General features: G+C 65.3%; 10 protein-coding genes. 6 read left to right on the forward strand and 4 right to left on the reverse strand.

Features of this window, described 5'->3' with window-relative positions; all coding sequences use genetic code 11:
* Positions 1-162 precede the first annotated feature (162 nt).
* The 3 genes from NLX86_RS25680 to NLX86_RS25690 all read right to left on the reverse strand — a co-directional run bounded on the left by NLX86_RS25680 (position 163) and on the right by NLX86_RS25690 (position 4,487).
* Positions 163-1,797 carry an ATP-dependent helicase gene (locus NLX86_RS25680; RefSeq protein ID WP_254374158.1) on the reverse strand — a complete coding sequence of 545 codons (1,635 nt, stop codon included), beginning with the start codon at positions 1,795-1,797 and terminating at the stop codon, positions 163-165.
* Complete coding sequence (locus tag NLX86_RS25685; protein ID WP_254374159.1) at positions 1,785-3,788, reverse strand: AAA family ATPase; 2,004 nt, start codon at positions 3,786-3,788, stop codon at positions 1,785-1,787. The genes NLX86_RS25680 and NLX86_RS25685 overlap by 13 nt, the downstream gene beginning before the upstream one ends.
* 441 nt (positions 3,789-4,229) lie before the next feature.
* Positions 4,230-4,487 carry a hypothetical protein gene (locus NLX86_RS25690; protein ID WP_254374160.1) on the reverse strand — a complete coding sequence of 86 codons (258 nt, stop codon included), beginning with the start codon at positions 4,485-4,487 and terminating at the stop codon, positions 4,230-4,232.
* A 935-nt stretch (positions 4,488-5,422) separates the two neighbouring features.
* Between NLX86_RS25690 and NLX86_RS25695 the strand changes: the two genes are divergently transcribed.
* The 5 genes from NLX86_RS25695 to NLX86_RS25715 all read left to right on the forward strand — a co-directional run bounded on the left by NLX86_RS25695 (position 5,423) and on the right by NLX86_RS25715 (position 11,679).
* Positions 5,423-6,211, forward strand: coding sequence for a hypothetical protein (locus NLX86_RS25695; protein ID WP_254374161.1), 789 nt, complete (start codon positions 5,423-5,425; stop codon positions 6,209-6,211).
* A 913-nt stretch (positions 6,212-7,124) separates the two neighbouring features.
* Positions 7,125-7,961, forward strand: coding sequence for a vWA domain-containing protein (locus NLX86_RS25700; protein ID WP_254374162.1), 837 nt, complete (start codon positions 7,125-7,127; stop codon positions 7,959-7,961).
* Positions 7,958-8,818, forward strand: coding sequence for a hypothetical protein (locus NLX86_RS25705; RefSeq protein ID WP_254374163.1), 861 nt, complete (start codon positions 7,958-7,960; stop codon positions 8,816-8,818). The genes NLX86_RS25700 and NLX86_RS25705 overlap by 4 nt, the downstream gene beginning before the upstream one ends.
* Before the next feature lie 2 nt (positions 8,819-8,820).
* Positions 8,821-11,001 (forward strand): hypothetical protein, encoded by a 2,181-nt coding sequence (locus tag NLX86_RS25710; RefSeq protein ID WP_254374164.1) that lies wholly within the window; start codon positions 8,821-8,823, stop codon positions 10,999-11,001.
* A gap of 138 nt (positions 11,002-11,139) precedes the next feature.
* Entirely contained in the window at positions 11,140-11,679 is a 540-nt protein-coding gene (locus NLX86_RS25715) for a hypothetical protein (protein ID WP_254374165.1), read from the forward strand.
* Positions 11,680-12,474: 795 nt separating this feature from the next.
* On the opposite strand, the gene NLX86_RS25725 is transcribed toward NLX86_RS25715, so the two are convergent.
* Positions 12,475-17,673 carry an NACHT domain-containing protein gene (locus tag NLX86_RS25725; RefSeq protein ID WP_254374166.1) on the reverse strand — a complete coding sequence of 1,733 codons (5,199 nt, stop codon included), beginning with the start codon at positions 17,671-17,673 and terminating at the stop codon, positions 12,475-12,477.
* 1,260 nt (positions 17,674-18,933) lie between these two features.
* Here NLX86_RS25725 and NLX86_RS25730 point away from each other — a divergent pair.
* Positions 18,934-19,830 carry a DUF5655 domain-containing protein gene (locus NLX86_RS25730; RefSeq protein WP_254374167.1) on the forward strand — a complete coding sequence of 299 codons (897 nt, stop codon included), beginning with the start codon at positions 18,934-18,936 and terminating at the stop codon, positions 19,828-19,830.
* Positions 19,831-19,856 lie beyond the last annotated feature (26 nt).

Raw genomic sequence — 19,856 nt, forward strand, 5'->3', positions numbered from 1 at the left:
GGTAGGGGCCGACACGGGAAGGATCACCGGGGCGAGCGGGCTGGATCCGCCCGACGGAACCAGCAGCGCTCACAGATTGTCCGATCGATCAGTGCGGGGAGGGGTGTGAGGCTGGATGGTATCTGTCTCTGCGGATCGGCTCGTAGGGGCCTGCCTACGCTTCTATGGATGGATAACGCCAGAGCTGAACCAGCCGCGTGCGGTGGCCTCTGCCTCTTCAGGTAGATCGTCGAGGAAGACCACGGCCAGGCCGTGTTGGGCTCGTGAGCAGCTGACGTAGAAGAGGTTGCGCGAGCGCTGGGAGCGGTCCGCGGAGTCGGTGCCCGCGAGCATTTTGCTGATGCTGTACATGTTCCAGAGGCGGTCGTCGGTGACGACGACAACATTCTCGAACTCGTCGCCCTTGACACCGTGTTGGGTTGAGAACGGGGTCTGCTCGTCGATGAAGCGTGTGACGCTGATGACCTCTTGGTAGGACAGTTCGCGAAGGCCGTTTGAGAAGTCGGCTCGCCGCTGGCCCCGCTCATCCAGGTCTGTCGCGTTCCTTCGTCGTTCGAGTTCCTTGAGTTTTCCGGGCATGGCAAGGACGTGGCCGTCGGCCATGAGGTCCAGCACGTCGCCGATTGTTCCGGTCTCACGGACGGTGTTGAGTGTGCGGATCGCTTGGCTGATGCTCCGTTTGTGGCTGTGCTTGGTGATGCGGGTTCTGCCTTGGCCCAGCAGGCTGGTCAGTTCCGCGAAGTCGTTGTTGTGGTAGGCCGCGCATAGTGCCTCGATGCGCGTCAGGTACTGGATGTAGGGCTCGTTGCGGGCCATGAGGTCATCGGGTCCGTAGCGGCTTACGCGTCGGTACTGCTCTAGCAGGTTCGGGTACGCCAGCGTGCCCGCGATCCCGCGGTGGGTGAGCATGAGGTACTTGGTGTTCTCCTGTGTCCAGCCTCTTTCTGCGAGCGCAGTGAGTGCCACTTCGAGCCGTTGAGGGCCAGCCGCGGTGCTGGCGTTGAGGAACAGGTACACCTCGCCCTGTTGCCGCTCTCCGACGGCCTTCTGGATCAGCTCGGGCCGCATCTTGTTGAGTACTTCGACGACGGGCGGCGAACACCGGTAGTTCTCGTGCTTGGTGATTGGCTTGAGCTTGGGGTGGGTCACCGTCCCCACGCCCGATGGGTAGATCTTCTGCATGGAGTCGCCGAAGAGACCGACGACGCATGCTTCCCTGCCCGTGCCCGCCAGGTGGTCCAGCAGCAGCTTGAGCGTCTTCGGCGACGTGTCCTGGTACTCGTCGACGAAGATGAACGGGAACCGGCTGACGATGATCCGCGCGAGTTTGGGATGAGCTTCGACGAGGCGGAGCGAGAGCGCGATGACTTCGTCGTGGGAGATGCGGCCCTCGCTCAGCTTCCTTCCTCGATCGGAGTACTCGACGACGGGGGGTGCGGTGAGCTCGCTGAGGTCTTCGGGCTTCTTCAGCGTCTCGTTGTAGGCGAGGACGTGCTCCCAGAGTTCACGCTGGTACCGCTGGATGACACTCCAGAGGAATTCATGGATAGTACCCACGGCCATCAGCGGGTCAGCCGAGATACGCTCGATGATCTTCCTCTTGGCGACGTTGGTGTACGTGATGCACGCGATGCGCCGGCCGTTCGCCTCCAGCTGGGCGCGATGGCGGTTGAGGAGAAACTGCAGGGCCTTGACGAGGGTGGTGGTCTTGCCTGCGCCGGCGCCGGCCTCTACGAGGAAGCTCCGGCGGGCCTCCAGTTCTTCGATGACAGCTTCAAGGGTGTCTACGCGAGCCACTGAAGTCCTTCGGCGATGTAGCGGGGAACGGTCCAGCCGTCCAGAAGCATGACGTCGAACGCGAAGTCCGTCTTGTGGTCGCTGAGGTGATTCGCGATATCGAAGGCTTTGGTTTCGATATCGTCGCGGGTGGGGTCGGCCGGTACTTCCGTGAGGAAAGCTCTCTTCAGGGCCAACTGCGTGAAGTCCCGGGCGAGGACGTCGGCGTTGGCGATGATGAAAGCGTCTTCGAAACTACGCGCGCACGTCCCCGCTTCTCGCTCGGGAATCTGGTAGGCAACGCGGACCTGGCCTTGCTCCTTGTCGGCCGGGAACGTTGCGAGCAGCCCGGCGATGGTTGACTTTCCGGGGAGCCACTTCTTCAGCGTCGAGTTCGCCGTGACGGGCAGGCCACTGTCGGGTGGACACGACTTCTGGTGCTTGGGGCAGACCGAATCGATGTCGGTGATGACGAGTGTCTTCACGTTCAGGAAGGCCAGCAACTCCCTGAACCGGACTGCGTAGGCGTCACCCACCTCGATCACGGACACGTACTGGTGCAAGAGGTCGGGGGCGCACCGGCGCACCATCTCGGGCAGGAGCAGCCGTTCGGCGGTGCCCTCGATCAGGATCACCTTGTCGGCGAAGAACATGTCACACCGGTGCAGCACCATGTACTGGCGCAGGAATCGCAGAGTCTCATCGCCCTGCGGGGTTGCCTTGACCGCGGCCTGGAAGGTGGAGAGGTCTTTGACCTTGCCATCCGGCTCGGAGCGGTCGAAGTACCGCACGGTATGAAACCCGCCGCTGGCGACGATGTGGGAAGAGTGCGTGGTGATGACCACCTGCACCTCCCACGGAGCCTTGCGCTTGATGAACTCCTGGATGTTCTTGATGAAGACCTCCTGCATCTGGGGATGCAGGTGTGCCTCCGGCTCCTCGATGAACAGCACCTGCAGCGCCGGCTTCGGGGCAGCACGCTCGTAAGCCTGGTGGAAGCTGATGATCTGCAGGATGGTGAAGATCAGCTTGCTGTAGCCCAGTCCGTTGTGGCCTTCGGGAAGGTGGAAGTCCCCGTCTCCGGACGGATACTGCAGCCGTGTACTGCCCTTGAGGATGCCCGTGCCCTCCATGAGAGACACGATGCGGGGCTTTTCGACGGGTGTGATGGTCCCGACTCCGAAACTGCGCAGGTCCTCGAAGACTGGGTCGAACAGCGATTCGTAGCCGGTGTCGAGCTCCATTGATGCGGCAGCGAGGGCATCCTCGATGCGCTCGACACTCTGGTGGCGGCCTTCAGGACCGCTCTTGACCTTGTAGTAGGTCTCGAACGTCTTAGACAGGGTGCGGGCCTTGTCTCCCGGTGTGTCGTCGACCTTCGTCTGCGCGTAGACGAATTTGACCGAGATGATCGCCTGCGCGGCACTGCGTTTGATTTCCTTCGTCATCTTCTCGTCCACCGGGCTGACTGCCCGATAGACGGGCGCGAAGTAGTCCGAGAAGTTCTTGCGCAGCCACTTGATGGGATCGGACTTCCGCCGCTGGCTTGCGGTCCAGAAGCCCTTGAGGAAGTCGTGCGGCCGTGATGCCTCCAGCGCGGCTTCGATCTTGACCGTGAAGCAGGCGTCGTCGAGGTCCAGGATCACGTCGGTCAGCGGAGCGAGGTCATCGTCTTCGTCATACTCGATCGTGAGTCCCAGCCGGATGGACGGCACGAGTTCGTATGCCTTCGCCAGCAGGCTCTCACGGGTCTCCTGATCGCCTTCGGCCGCATGTCCCTGCGCCTCGCCGAAAATCTGTAGTGCCTGGTCGATGTCACCAATCCGGCAGGTGGAGAAGTCCTCCAGCATGAACCGTGTGTCGTCCTCGCCGAGGAACTTCTCGAAGAGGTTGACGAACGATGTCTTGCCGCTGTTGTTGCGCCCCACGACGAGCGTGGTCTCCAGATCAATCCGCACATCAGCCTTGTCCAGGGCGCGGAAATTGATCACTTCGGCATGGGTCAGCTGCATCGCACTCCCGACATCGGTCCCAACCCCCGCTCACGGGGCGGCGTATGCCTACGACCACCGGGAGCCAGAGCATTATCTGATACTGAAGGGACAGAGGCTCCTGTATGGCTCACAGTGGTCAATGATGCGTCAGAATACGTCTGTTCCGATCAGCATCGATCGACGTTCTGGGCGTGCCCCAACTGCTCGGCCGTTGCACGGTGGGCGACGCGAACACAACGGGGCGGCGACCGACTCGGGCTTGTCCCGGAACCGTGTACCAGGTGCGCGCAGTCGCACGGCCCGACCTTGCTGGGATTCATGCTGATCGAGGCGATGGTGTGGCACTTCCATAGGTGCGGCGGATCCTGTTCCCGGCCATCGGGCGAGGTGCTGGTGCATTGCGGGATTTTCCGGGTGCCGGTCCGCAACGTTTCCCCTCGTCTTCCAGCACCCGACGCGTCATGCCGTATCGGTCATCAGGATGGGTGATGAGGATTGCCGAACGACGACGCGGACCCGTCCGAGGTTCTGGACACGGGCGAACGGAGTCGTGGGATCGCCCTGGTGCTGGCTGGTGACCCGCAGGGCCGAAAAGTAGGTGCCTGCTTCGGTGAAGGTGTGGGAGGTCTCGACCGTGAGCCTGGGCTGTGCGCCGTCCAGTCCGGTCTCGGACACGGGGTAGTCTCCGGCGCCGTCGAAGCCCCACGCCAGCGCCACCAGGGTGCCGGGCCCCGGGCGGAACGCCGACGAGGGCGGTAAGCGTAACCGGCTCCCCGACGAGGGCGGTAAGCGTAACCGGCTCCCCGACGGTGACCTCGACCCGGTGGCCGCCGCCCACGCGTACATCCGCCACTGGCTGAATTCCCTTGCGCATGGCTGTCGTTGGGGGGATAACGATCTGGCCGTCGACCTGCTCGTAGTCGGTGCCGGCCGGTGCGGGGGCACGTGCTCGACCCAAGCGGCGAGATGGCGCAGGTCAGAAGCCACCTAATGGCCTGACGACGCTGGGGCTTCTGCCGAAGGTGGCGGCGGGACGCAGGGGGCGAAGGAGTCCGTGGTCACTTGTCCCGGAAGAGACCAGTCAACCCTGTGACCTGCTGCGACGAGCGATTGCAGGCTACTGACCTGCACGAATGGTCTTTCGGCTGTTTCACGCTCGTGCGCGTTGATGCAGCCGGAAGTCCCAGAAAAGTCCCTGAAGACTCCCACTGCCGACGGTCACTCTTTCGGCTCTATGCAGAGCGTGGGGGTGCGGTGTGGGCTGGTGACTGTGCATCCGTGGTCCGCCTTGAACGAACGGCAACGCGCGCTTCTCGAACGGCTGGCGGTCGGTGAAGAACCCGGAGCCTGGGCACCGGGGGATTGGCCCTCGGCCTATGCCCTGCGCGACCGTGGACTTCTGCGGGTCAGCACAGGTAACGGGGATATCCATGCGGGGGTCACCGAGGCCGGCCGGTTCTACCTTCGGCGTGGTCATCATCCCGACGACCCGGCGTTTGCAGACGGTGGTGTCCAGGCGGTGTCTGCCGGGTCACCGGCACCGGCGAAAGGCGGCGGGAGGCGGGAGGCGGGAAGCCACGGGCCGAACGCGCCATCCGACGCCGTACGGTGAACGGCCCATCGCTCGGGCTCGCCGCGCGAAGGCGCAGGAGTTGGTCGCGTGCCTGGTTGCAGAGGGGCGTGTCCGTCTCGCCGACCCCGATGACGATGAGGTCGCCGAATGGCGGCGCGTCGTCGATTACGCGAAGCGGCACGGCCTGGAACCGCAAGGCAAGCGCATCGAGAAGGCCCACTTCGGCGCACATGGGCTGGAGATATTCCTTACGGAAGGCCCGCATCCCAACTCACGCAGCCAGAGACCGAAAGACGACACATCGGTGGTCCCGGTCCCCACGCGACTGGGTTCCCTCCATCGAGCTGTGGCTGCGCTCAGGGACGATGAGGGGCGGCTGCTGATTCCGCCCGTGCTCCGCCGTAGGTCACTCCTGATACTGCAGGCGCTGGCCGCCGAGGCGATGAGACGAGGGCAGGAAGTGAGGGAAGGCCGGTCGTACTTCTCGCGGCGCGACGGCGGAGTGGACGTGGTCGGCGGCGGCTTCACGTGCACCGTCACTGTCAGGCAGGAGTTCCCGCAGTCCACGAATCCGGAGCGCTCCGCACGTCTCGTCGTAGAGCTTGGCCACGGTCGGTCCAGCCGGCCGAGCCGCTGGCGAGATCGGAAGGACCGGGTGCTTGAGGACGCCTTGGGCGTGATTCTCGGGGAGATCGAGGAGCGAGCACTGGAGGATGCCCAGCGCAGGGAGAGCGAGGAACGGGCCAGGGACGAGCGTGAGGTTCGCTGGCGGGCGGCCATGGCGAAGGCAAAGGAACGAGCGGTTCGGGATCAACTCGCCGAGGTGCTTCACGAAGAGGCAAGGCGCTGGCGGGAGGCTGCTGAATAGGGTGAGTACTGCGACGCTCTGGAACGTCGTCTTGCCGAATTGGGCAGCGCTCCGACTGAGTCGGATCCGGCTGCGCCCCGACGCTGGCTGGAGTGGGCACGTGGCTACGTGCGGGCGATCGACCCTTTGGGCCAGCCTTGGGGGATGCCGACTCTGCGTGATCCGACACCAGAGGAGCTGAGGCCGTATCTGCAGGGATGGAGTCCTTACGGTCCCGAACGGCAGACTGGACGATGACACGCGGGGCGAGCAGCCCGCCGACTGACCGGTTTCTAATGAGCACCATGTGGAGTGCGTGGCGATTCTTGAGCCGGAGAAGAAGGACGCCTGACCTGTATGTCCGGGGCCTGTGCGTGATGTGCGTCGGGGTCGTTACGGGCGATTCCCAGGCGTATGTTCGACGCACGCGACGCATGTGGGACGCATGCCCGACGTGCATTATGACGGTTCGTCACCACGAAGCAGCCGCTTTCTCGGCAGGATAGAGACCCCGGTCGAGGAGGTGGTTGCTGTTTGGCCGGATGGCCTCGAATGGACCCGGCAGGCGGGAGGGGTCACCTTCGGGCGGCAATCAAGTTCCGTGGCCACATCAGGAATCTGATACTAACTCACCAGCGGCCACTGTCTCGATCGCCCTGTGTTGGGCCAGACGGCGAAGGAGAGGTGTCGGGACTGAGCCTGTTCAGTCGGGGGCGGCGTGGCCGAGGTGATGCCTTGGTCGGCTGATGAAGGGCCGAGGTGAAGGACCTCGTCGAGGCCCATTTTGGATACGCCCACCCATAGGCCGAGGTCCTCGCACTACGATGTGATCGGGGGGATCTCGGTGTCTCGGCGTGCGCGCGGGTAACCGGAAGGTCAGCATTTCGCGAGCTCCTCCGCCGACCGCTTCTTCGCAGTCCGCCAGGAGCGCAACGTGCCGTACACGGCCGAAATCAGCCGCAGCAATCCGACGAGCATCATCTTTCTCGTCGATCAGTCGACCTCCATGAGCGATCCCATCGGCGGTGAAGTCCCCCAGCAGAAGGCTGATGTCGTCGCCGATGCCATCAACCGGCTCCTCACCGAGCTCTCGGTCAAGTGCGCAAAGGAAGAAGGCGTACGCGACTACTTCCACGTCGCGGTCATCGGCTACGGCGCCACCGTCGGCTCGGCGTTCGCGGGCTCTCTCGCCGGCCGGGACATCGTTCCACTCAGCGAGGTGGCGGACAACCCGGCCCGCGTTGACGAGCGCAGCAAAAAGGTGCCCGACGGCGCAGGTGGTCTGGCCGAGACCACGGTCAACTTCCCGTTGTGGATGGACCCTGTCGCACATGGCGGAACCCCGATGAACCGTGCTCTTCAGTACGCCGAAAGCCTCGTGGCCAGCTGGACCGAGCGCTACCCGGCCAGCTTCCCGCCGATCGTCATCAACCTGACGGACGGAGAGTCGACCGACGGCGACCCCACTGCGGCTGCCGAGGCCATTACCTCGCACGCCACGGCCGACGGCGCGGCCCTGCTGTTCAACCTGCACGTCTCCGCCGCAGGCGGAACACCCACCGCATTCCCCGACACCTCCGACGGTCTCCCTGACAGCTACGCTCGCACCCTCTTCTCCATGTCGAGCCCTCTGCCCAGTCATATGCGTTCGTACGCCGCCTCGCAGGGCCAGCGGGTCAGCGACACAACCCGCGGCTTCGTCTACAACGCGGACATCACCACGGTCGTCCAGTTCCTCGACATCGGCACCCGCGCGACTGAACTGCGGTGATCACCCCACCCTGCTGCGTGTACGTCACGCACCTCGTAGCCCCCAAGTACGGGAGCACGGTAGCGGAATGCGAGGACGCCGTCGTTGTGCTCCCCAGCCGCTCACACGACTACATGCTGCGGGAACCGCTCACTGTGGGCGTCTGCGACGGGGCTACGGAGAGTGCCCTGGCCAAGGACTGGGCCCGGCTGCTGTCCCGCGTGGCGGCCGAACAAGCCATGGAGCGGCCCGACGTGCTGGCCGGCGGTGCCGCCTTCGAGGAGTTCGCGTCGTCGGCCGTGGCTCAGTGGGATCCCTGGCTCGCGCAGTACACGCAGGTGCGAGTCGCGGAAGGACGCCCGTTGAAGTGGTACGAGCACACCAAGCTCGCCGAAGGCGCCTACGCGACCTTGCTCACTGTGCGCGTCGACCCAGACTCCGATCCTGGCCCTGGCTCCGACTCCGAAGCGTCTGAACCGGCGTGGCGGTGGCGTGCCGCCGCCCTGGGGGACAGCTGTTTGTTCCATCTGCGCGACGACCGGTTGGTACGGGCGTTCCCGGTTACGGCTGCCGAAGAGTTCGGTACAGCCCCCAATCTTTTCGGCAGCCGTAACCACGACGTGGCACTGCTGGCCTGCCGTACTCGGCTCGCCGAGGGCCGGTGCGGCCCCGGAGACCGGCTGTTTCTGATGACCGACGCACTGGCGGCGTGGTTCCTGTCGGCTTCCGACCGGGACAGCGCCGTACGTCAGTTGCTGGAGTTCTCCGGGCCTGACGACCTGGGCGGGTTTATGGACTGGCTGGACGGTCTCCGGGAGTGCCAGCAGTTGCGGAACGACGATGTGGCGGTTGTCCGGATCGACTTCGAAGGGCGGTGAACGTGGTCACGTCTGTCGGTCCGCAGCGGCAGTTCCCCAGCGGTGCAGCCTATGCGGAGGCACTGCAGCACACGCAACTGTGCTTCCGGCACCCCGAGCTCAAGGGCGCACGGCCGGAACTGACCAAGCTAGGTCTGCCCCGGGCCATCTCCGGCGCCTTCGCGAGCGTGTTCTCGCTGACCTCCGTCACCTCGGGGCAGCGGTATGCGGTCAAATGCTTCACCCGCTACATCCCTGACCAGGAGCGTCGTTACCAGGCCATCAGCGCCCGACTTGCGCAACTGGATTCGGCCGAGCTCTCCCAGCAGTGGAATCTCGGCTTCGAGTACCTGCCCGACGCGATCGGCGTGGGCCAAGAGCGCTATCCGGTCCTGAAGATGGAGTGGATCGATGCCGTAACTCTGTCCTCTTGGCTCGACGACAACCACGCCGACCGGTTCGCCGTCGACCGTTTGGCCGACCGCTTCGAGTCCCTGACCCGCGATCTGTCGGCACATGAGATCGCCCACGGTGACTTCCAGCACGGCAACTTGCTCGTCGCAGGCGATGACACCCTCCGCCTGGTCGACTACGACGGCATGTACGTGCCGGCGTTGGCCGGCCTGGGTGGCACCGAGAGGGGGCACCGCAACTACCAGTCGCCCATGCGCGGGAACGACGACTTCGGGGCGGCGCTGGACCGGTTCTCCGCCTGGGTCATCTTCCTGTCGCTCAAGGCCGTCGCCGCCGACCCCGCACTGTGGAACCGACTGCACGAGCCGAGTGGTGAGTTCCTGCTGCTCACCGAGGAAGACTTCAAGAATCCGGCCGGCGCCACGGGGCTGCAGACGCTGCTCGCCCACCCGGATCCGACGGTGAGTGGCCTCGCGGACCACGTGAGGTCCTTGGCCTCCCAACCGCTGGACCTGCTTCCCCCGCTCGCCCAGGCCGTCCCGAAGCAGCGGACCTCCGCCACGACGACCACCGCGGCGTCAGCCGTCCCCCCGACCGCTTCTCCCGGTACGGGTGGACTGCCTGGCTGGATGACCGGGCACGTTCCCCAGCAGGCCGCGCCGCCCTCGGCCGCGCCCGCCGCCACCTCACCGGACGGCTTCCGCACCCGGACACCGCTGGACGCCGTCATGGCCGTGCTCTGGCCGCTCGCGCTGGCCGCGACCGTCCTGATGATCGTCACCGGATTCCAGACGCCACTGTTCGGGTTCGGGGTGCCCCTCGTCTTCGCTGCCGCGCTCACCGCGTTCGCCCGGCGCCGCCGCGTGGAGCGGGCACAGTCACGGGCCGCCCTGGTCAGGCTGACGAACGAATTGGACCAGCTCGAGGACCCGGCCAAGGCAGCCGAGAGGCTGCGCAAGGACCGTGCGAAGTTCGACGCGGGGGAGACAAAGCGGGCCGCCGCCCTCCCGCGGGCCCAGGACAAGCTCACAGCCCAATACCACGCCGAGCTCAAGGAGGCCGAGAAGCGCAAGGTCCGCAAGCAGCGCGATCTCGACAAGAAGATCGACGGACTCTCGGAGGAACTCCGCAAGGCTTTGGCCAAAGCGCTCACCGACAAGCAGTCCGCGTACGTCCGGGATCAGCTCGGCCGACGGCTGATCGCCCAGTCCCCGCCGCACGGCATCGGGTCGACACTTGCCGCTCGTCTCGCAGCTGCTGGCATTCGGACGGCAGCTGATTTCACGGGCTACCGGTCGGTGCAGAACAGCACCTACAACAACACCGGCGCCGTACTCGTGCTGAGCAGCGGCCGCGTCATCAACGTCCACGGTATCGGCGAGGCCAAGGCCATCGCCCTCGATGTCTGGCGCAAATCCGTTGTTGCGTCCGCCGTCGCCCGGCAGCCGGCCGCCCTCACCGCGGTGGAGCGGCAGTCGATCGAGCAGGGCATCGCCCGCCGCCGGGTCCAGCTCACCGACCGGCGCAAGGCTGTAGAGTCCGAGACCGACGTCTTGCGCGAGCAGGCGCGGAAGCAGCTGGAGGCCGGCCAGGAACGGCTCGCTCGGGAGAACACGCTGGCAGGCGACCGGGCCCGGCAACAGCGGCAGGAATTTAGCCGACGCACGGTCACACTCCAGCAGAACAGCGCGCTCCACGGGACGCTGAGCGCCTCTCTGGCGGCCGTCAAGGTCCGGCAGCGCGGGCTGTCCTACGCGTGCTACGTGCGATTCCTCTATCTCGGTCGGTGAGACCGCGTCCCGCCAGGGCCCGTGGCGCAAATTGGTCGTGTCAAGGCATCGCGTCCTGGCGTTGTCATTCCCGGCCGTCTCGACCGGACGCTCATGTGACACTCCGGGCGTTCGAGATGGGTCCAGCGCCTGCGTTCGATGCTGAACAAGGCTCTGGCGGAGGAGGATTCGCGGGGGCGAAGGTGGACGGATGCCCGGTACGGCTGCTACGCCTTCTTCGACTACGACGGCGAACCGATCTACGTCGGTCAGGCCCACGAGGGGCTCCGCATCCGTGTCCGACGGCACTTGGTGACGCAGCCCACCAACGCCGTCGCCATGGGCATCCTCGACGTACAAGAGGTCGCGGAGATGGAGCTGTGGCCGCTGTGGGAACTGAGCGAGCATCCCGAGCGGACGGAGAGGAAGACCGCGGCCGAGTTCCTGAACCGGCTCGAACGCGCGGCATACCTCCAGGCCGTCGAACGCAGCCGGTTCGGCACAACCTTGAACGAGAAAGCCCCCCACAGCGCCACCCCCACCCCCCTTCAATGCGGTTCGCGCTCGTGGACGAACAGACGCGGTCAGAGCACGGCCATGCCGACGTGCGCATCGCACGCCGCGCAGCGACCATCGCCCGCATCTCGTCACTCTTCTTGGAGCGAGGTGAGGTATCAGACGGTGCCCGTCGCTCGCTAACGCTCCAGGCGGCCCGACTGACCCATCTGGCCGCTTCCCGTCTGGCATATGTGCAGGGCCGCCCCGACCCCGCTCCGGGGCTCATCGATGCCCCCAGGCTCCTCGGCGACAACCAACGGACCATGCGTGACACCACCCGAGTCCCGAAAGGCGTTACTGACGGGCAGGTGACGGACGCCCTACCGAGTGGGAGGCATGGCAGTTGGCGCAGATGAAGCCGGGCTGGTGCCTCATCATCTCTGCGGTGGCGCAGGCGAGCAGGGCGATGAGTTCAGCCTGGCGGTCGGGGGAGAGGATGAAGACGTTTGATGAGTGTCGCCACGGGGTGGGTCGTGTCGATGTATGCGGCTCGGGTCCGCGAGCGCAGGAGGACGTTGAGGGTTTCGCGGGCGTCACGGAGTGAGGCGCGCGGGTTCGCGGAATCCTGAACCTGAAACGACCCGCACCCGGACCCGCGGTTTAGCGGGCGGGGGTACGGATTTCGGGTCCGCGTGGGTCAGCTTTGTCGGCCCCACCGCGCCTGTGGAGTTTGGCTCGGATGCCGCGTTGGTGGCGTGCTCCCTCGGCTGGGCGGTCCTAGGGTTGACGGCCTGGACGATGAATGACTGCATGCCGTCGGCGGCCCGGTGGGGCGGAGTGATCTTGATGTCGGTGACGCCAGCCGCTTCCAGGCCGTGGCGGTACTCGGCGAGGGAGGGGCACCAGCGATGTGGCCGACGTAGTTGCCGCGCTCGGTCCGCTGGTCGAGCCTTTACTGTCTGTTCGCCCAACCGACGCTGAAGACCGATCACGGTGTCAGCGCGCGGCGAGGTCAAGTACGGCTACGCAGAGCGGACCTTCCTGGTTGGTGAAGGGGTTGTGCACGACAGTATCTGGTGACGCGGATTCGAGGACGCGGATGGCCTCTGTCGCGTCCAGCTGCGGCAGGGCACCCGCTTGCCGCAGTACCACGGCGAAAAGATAGATGCGTTGCAACTTTTGCGCTTCCGGCTGTGCGTCGGCAATCGGGTCCCAGGGGGCCGCCAGTATTGGGCTGTCCTCGCGAATACCCATTGGGTCGCTTAGGGCGGCCTTGAATGCCTCGATGGCGTCCGCGTCCACTCGTAGCCGCCGCATCAGTGGCTTCGCGAACATGGGTAGGTAGAGGTCCGAGAGTCCCATGCGGATTCGCGTGTGAGCGCGGGTTGCAAGGGCTGGAAGATCTTGCGGTTTGGCTGCACCGAAGGCGATGGCCAACATCTCGCTCCAGTCGAGCCGCTCGCGGGTTGCGGGGTCTGCTTCGAACCACGTTTCGAGGTCTCGGAGCGCGGCGATGGACAAGCTGTCCGCTGGAAACAGTTGTGTGTAGGCGGCTAGCTCTTCGTTTACAAAGGCATGGCCTGACCGCGTGTCAACGGCGTCCTCGGCGAGGATGGCCTTGAACACCTCATCGGGCACATTCCAGCTGTCGCGGTCCAGCACCGAGTCGAGGACCTGGTCCTTCCGATGGTGGCCCGTTCGGTTGAGCGCTGCCACGATCGAACGAAGGACTCCCTCGTCGCCTCTGTTCTCTTCTTTGGCCCACACCAGGAAGCCCCAATCCTGGCGGAGGTCTGCATCACTTTCGGCCTCGTTGCGGAGCATCTCGGCGATGGTGGGATATCGGGAAACGACTGTTGCGAGCGCTGACATAACGTGGCGCCGTTCTTCGCTGGCGGTACGGCGCTGACTGTCGGACTTTCCGTTCAGCCGCTCGAAGATCCCATCGCCGAAGTGAGCGTGCAGTCCTTCCCAGTTTTCGGCGACGAGGTCGACAAGAATCTGATCCACGTCACCGTCGTGGAGGACATCCAGTCTGACGCCGGGCACACCGGGGTAACCGAGGGTTTCCCTGACACTGTCGATCAGTGTGAGGTCACCGAGCATGAGCATGCCGATCCACGCCAGTTGGCGGCGCTCTTCGAGTTCAGGGCCGTAGGCGCACAGTTCGTCCGTGATCTCACCGCGCAGCCATTCCATCTCGGGCGTCTGTGCGCCGGAGCCCATTAGGTTGTTGTGGGCTTGCTGGTGGCGTTTGATCGATTGGATCAGCCCGATGAAGGCGTTCCGGCGAATCCCGGTATCCGGTTCGTTCTTCCATGCCACCATCACGCCGAGGAGGTCGGCCGCGGCGAGTGAGCTGCGTGCAAGTTCGAATGCCAGAACTTCGCGTAGCTCTGGTTCGATGTGCTTGAGCAGGTTGAGAGTTTTGTTGACGATCAGGAGAGAGGGTTCGTCGGTCCTGCCGCAGTAGGCCCTGAGGATGGCGGCTGGAATGGTGTCCGAAATCCCTGACGAGATGGGCCTTGTGTCGTGGATGAGCTTGTCGGCGAACTCACGGACAGTCGGCTGCTCAGGCCAGGCGTTGATGACCGCTGGGACATGCCACATCAAGAAGTGGGGGGAAACCGCGGTGCACAGTGCCGCCAGCTCGGCTGGGTCGTAGCTGGCAAGCGCCTCCCTCGCGGATTCGGTTTCGGCATCGGGTTCCCGGACGGCAGTCTCGAACTGCTTCCAGGCATCGGCCACAGCCTGAGCAACGACAACGCGCTCCTCGGTCTGCGCATGCGCGTCGGACTGGCGCAGCAGGGACACCAGGACGGCAAAACCCTCCCTTGGACCAAGCACGTCGATGGCTACGCCTGCCATCGGCGCGGCTTCGGCGAAGTCGCCGCGAAGCCGGCTGGAGAGGACGGTCCGGACGTACTCGTCGTCTGCGTACCGCTCGACCAACGTGCGGGCCGCGGCGTACGGCCGGGCGGCGTCCAGACCGCGCAACAGCACCACCTGGGCCTCAGCGGGTGGCAGCGCGGTGGCGAGGCCGGCTACGCGGTAGGGCTGTATATTCCGCAATCCGGTGTCCACGTAAGGGTGGAGAGCCTGAGCGAATGCCGGATCGTCGCGCCACTGCTGGGGAATCATGCCGACGTCGAAAAGGATCAGCCCGCCTTCCTCCGGGTCTGCGAGCTCAGCAGCCACCCATGCCTTGAAGCGGCTGTCGCCGGCGAAGGCGTTGCACGCCAGGGTCCATGCAAGGCCACGGTCGCCACCATTGCGACCGTTCGTCTGCAAGGTCTCCAGCGCGAACTCCGCTGCCTGCGCATCCCCGGTGGCGGCGATGTTGACGAGGTCCGCTGCGGGCCACGGACCGGAGAGGAGGTCCTCTCGGCGAAGCAAGGACAGCAGCCAGTCTCGTTCCTCCGGACGATACAGTGCGGCATCTCCTGACGTAGTGCCGCGCTGCAGCAGGTGCAGGCCAACCAGCCGGAGTGACCTGGATGGCTGGACTCGCGCCCAGTCGACCATCCGTGTGGTTTCCGGTGCATCTGCCCACCCGTTGCCGATGGCGAGGATGGCAGAGGCCTGGGTCGCAGAGGACGGCCCAGTCTCGGTGAACGCCACCAACCGGTCGAGCAGGCGCGACCGGCCACCGAATCGGCGTGCGATGGCCAGCGCTGCGTTGATCTTCACGTTGTCCTCTGGGTGTCTAATGCCCCAGAGCAGGTACTCGGCCGCGACGTCGTCAGCGATGTCGAGATCGCGCAGCGCCCACATGGTTGGTGAAGGTTCGGGGCGAGGCGCTGTGAGCCACCGTTTCATGATCGGTAGTAGGTGGGTGCGTGCGGCGTGGTTCGCGAGCGCGCCGGTTAGTGCAGTGATGAGGTTCGCCCGATGACGCAGCGACGGATGGGTCTCCACGCGTTCGACGAGCTGGTTGGTGTAACTGGTCTGCGATTTCGGGGTGAGCTTGACACCGGCGGCGAGCGCCTCGGCGAGCAGCTCGTATCCGTCGATGTCTGCCCATCGGTGGCCGCCCGTAGCCAGGCCCGCGGCAAGCAGTGGCACGCTTGTATAGGGACTGATCTGCGCGGTCAGCAGGGTCAGGAGCACATCGCGCCAAGCCGGGTCATGCACAAACCGCTGGACGGCCGCGATCTGCTCTTCGGTGGGCAGCGTGGCGAGATACTGGCCAGCCAGGTAATCGAGCACGACGCGATGCAGGAAGCCGACGGACCCGGCGCCGTGTGACACGATCAGCCCGAATTCGTCTTCTGCCATGGCGAGGACTGCATCAGCGATTCTGCGGGCATCGGCTCGCTGATAGCCGAGGACTTCGTCGTCGGTCATCGACTCAACGATGAGCGTGCGCATCTCCGGCTTGGTGACGGTGCCAGCGGGGACCTTGACGCGGAGGCGGTAGGCCACGGCGGCGAACAGCGTGGTCACGTCGCTCGCTGTCAGCACTGCTCCTCGGGCATGGGAGGCGCGCTGCCGCATCTGGGGATGCTTTTCAGCGAGCAGCTCCACGAGCCGAGCGTAGATCTTGAACCGCTGCCGTGGTAGGGGCTCGCCTTGCCATGTCGCGGCCAGCAGCGTCAGGAAGAGTGGGGACCTGGAGAGCTCGGCGAGTTCCGGGGTGGCCTCGAGTTGGTCGAGGAACGGTTCGACGCCGGCGCTCCACGTCGCCGGGAAGGCCGTTGCGACTTCCGACTGGGTGACTGGCCGGAGGATCCCGGCTGCGATCGTCTGGCGCTGCTGGTTCGTCAGCGGCGTGATCTCAGCTTGCGCCCACGGGCGCCTCCAGTTGAGCCGGTCGACCGCGTATGGGCGCGTGGAGAGGATCGCTGACGCCTTGGTACGGCCAAGGAACGCCTCGAGGATCCCGAGGGCGCGTTCGGCTGCGCCGACGTCGCTCCACTCGTCGACGCCGTCAACGAGCAGCAGCAAACGGTCATCCCGCAGTGCACGTTTGACCAGCGGCCAGAGATGGATGGCGCTCTGCGACTTCAGCCAGGCTTCGGCGGCCGAGATAAGCGAGTTCTCCGTCGACGCTTCAACGTGGCGGCACAGGAACCCGAATGGCAGCCAGATCGGCAGGTCGGTGGCGTGTTCCCGCTGCAACGTAGTCGACTGCGGTTGGGACGAGAGCAGGTCCGTTGCCATGAACCGCAACAGGCTTGACTTTCCCGCTCCCGGACGGCCGATGAGCAACCGGTACTTACCGGTGGCCAACCACTCGTCGGCAGCCGTTGTGCCGGCATTAGCCAGTGCGGCCTGGCTTCTGTGCTTGAGCAAGTGCCGGGCAGATCTGAACGACTGCCGGCGGGCGCCCAGCCACGAGGCGGTCTGCCCGTCGACCGAGCCTTCCGCCGGGCGTTGATCTTCAACAGTCGGCTCGGACTGTTCGGCGTCGATGCTGTCGGCCCGCAGATGATTGGGCTCGACGTCCAGGATGACGAACTCGCCGTCGGGCTCTGCGTTCTCGACCGGTTGGGCTCCGCCTTGTGCAGAGAAGACGGCGTGGTAGAGATCGCGCAACCCTGCGCGTAGGTCTCTGCTGTCCTGGTGTGGCAGGTTGTTTGCGAGGCCCTGGGCTGCTTCTGGGCCGCAGAAGCGCTCCACCCAGGTTCGGCCGAAGAAGTCATCGACGATGAGAGGATGGTCCTTCAGCAGACTAGAGACCTCCTGCACGCCCCACGGAACAAAAGTGATCTTGACTTTGGCCAGCCGTTCGGTCTGCTGACGGATCGACAGGTCCAGTTTGGTGTCCTGCAGGTCGAACGACGTGGCGAAGTGAAACGACACCGTCTTGTCCGCCCATTCGCCCTTCAACAGGTCGTCGACGGCCTTCTTGATCTTGGCCGCGGTCAGCGATTCGACCCGTCGAGACTGCAGGGTGACGTAGTCCCGGCCGCCGGACTCGCCGCCCGTCAGGTCGAGCGGAAGTCGAGCGTAGGCGTCGATCCCAGCTTGGGCTTGGCCTGGAACACCGAAGAGCTTTGCGTACTGAACCGGCCTGACGGTGTGCAGCAGCCTGAGGAACAGGCGCTCGGCGTCGGGCCATTCCAGTTCCCCAATGGGCAGCACCTGCGCCCGAGTGTCGATCGGCGGTGCTGGCAGCTGACCTGTGGGGGCAGACCACAGGAGCGCTTCGGCGCGGTCTCGGCCACCCGCGTCGTCCGTGAACGTCATCATCGCCGTCCCTTCGCTGCTGCCCGCCTCGGCTTCGGCTGCCAGACCAAGAACAGTGTCCTATGCGGTGAGGCGGATGAGCCGCTTCTAGCAGCAGGGGGCGGCGGCGATGCCGAGGAAGGGCCAGGTGGTTGCGAGGACCGCGCTTGTAGCGGGGACTGAGTCAGTGGGTAGCCGGGCAACTATTCCCGCTTGCGAGAAGCCCTCATGCTGTCGTGTACCGCTCCCAGCGGCACAGGGCTCGTGAGGCTGTGTTGTCAGAACTTGGCCGGCACTCCGCGGTGGTGGGCCGCAAGAGGGAGCTGACGGCAGGTGGGTGGCGAGCTGTTCCTGACCCAGTTCGTTTCGTCGTCGCCGATCCGAAGTAGGGCAGAGGCATCAGTCCGCAACGCTTGGGCAGTGGCGTCCATGCCTTCGGCGCCCATCTCCAGGCTTGCCTTGTCGGGGTACTCGCTATGGCTGTCGAGAGCCGGTTGGCAATGTTGAGTCGTCTGGGCTGCTTGCCCAGGTTGTGGCGGACTTCACGGGTGGTGGTCATGATGCTGTGGGCCTGGCGTGCACAGGCGCGTCGTGGACTGGGCCATTCGGCAAGTTTTCTGGGCTACTGCTATCAGAACTTCGTCGACCAGCTCTACCAGGGGCAGCAGGTCCTGTCCGGCGGGGGCGTAGCTGCATAGCGCGGACCCACGACAGCCGTCACGACCCCGCGCAACCCGCGCCTTTAGACATCTCTAGCGGAAGGCCAGGGCCGGAGTCGCCCCCTGTGGGGCGGGCAGAAGACTTGGTCGTCCTGCTGGCGTTGCAATGGAATACTCACTGAGATTCCGGATCTCATGTCCTTCCTCGGCCTGTGACTCCACTACTGGCCACGTTCAAGAAGCGCCTTGCACGCTCCCGCTTAGTGAAATACCCCGGCGGAAGTTTGGCATCGATGGGAGTGGCGCTGACCAACGCCAATTAGCCTCCCACCTGGTCGCGGGGACGCACTCCCTGGGAAGGACGGGGGAGCAGGCGCTTAGAAGGCACGTGCTCTATCCACTGATCTACGGGGGCTGACCTGCGTAAACGCACCTTCCAGGCGCTGTCCCCCAGGTCGCGGGGGACGCATGGGGGAATCGCGGTTTCCCGGTGGCCGGGGGACGCGGGCGCTCCTCGGTCGGGCCGTACGTAGGGTCTCACACTATCTTCACGCCCCCGAAGCCTCTCGGGGGAAACATCCCGTACCTCATCGGCGTTGCTGATCTCCGAGCCGAGGAGGGGAAGGTGTCGGTCCTGAAGCTGTTCCGCACGGACACGACGAATAGCGGCATGACCGAGGTCATGCCGCGTCTTGCTGAGATCGAGGCCGATGTGCAGGGTCTCGTCGAGGCGCACATGGAGACGCTGCTGGGGGTGCAGTTCCTGGCGAGCGAGTACAGCACTGGCCCAGTGCACGGGGGCCGGATCGACTCGCTCGGGCTAGACGAGAACGGATCGCCGGTCATTGTCGAGTACAAGCGCGGCACGGATGCCGGCGTCATCAACCAGGGTCTGTTCTACCTGTCCTGGCTGATGGACCACCGGGCCGAGTTCGAGCACCTGGTCCGCGACCGGCTCGGGGTGACGGCCGCGGCCCAGGTCCTGTGGAGCGGCCCGCGCCTGATCTGCATCGCCGGCGACTTCACCCGCTACGACGTGCATGCCGTGCGCGAGCACCGGCGGTCGATCGACCTGGTCCGCTACCGACTCTTCGACAGCGACCTGCTCGGCCTTGAGACCGTGGCTGCCGTGAGCGGCGGCATGCAGGTGGCCCGCCGGGCACGGCGCCAGGCGATTACCCGTGCGGCGGCCGACGTCCAGGGCGCGGCGATGACAGAGTTGGCGGGCGCGGTCGACGAGGTCCTGCTCGGGCTCGGGGACGGCGTGAACCGGGTGGAGCGCAAGACCTACCGGGCGTATCAGCGGCTGCGGAACTTCGCCTGCCTCTGCCTGCCGCAGCGCAGCAAGCTGCTGGTCTACCTGAAGGTCGACCCGAAGGACGTCGACCTCGTTCCGGGCTTCACCCGGGACGTGTCCGGTCTCGGTCACCACGGGACGGGCGACCTGGAGGTTCAGCTCCGTACGCCGAAGGACGTGGAGAGGGCGCAGGATCTGTTCCGGGCGAGCTACGCAGCGGCCTAATCGCGTGACGGCACCTTCGCGGTGAG

This window comes from Streptomyces sp. A3M-1-3, from assembly GCF_024213665.1.
Lineage (GTDB): Bacteria > Actinomycetota > Actinomycetes > Streptomycetales > Streptomycetaceae > Streptomyces.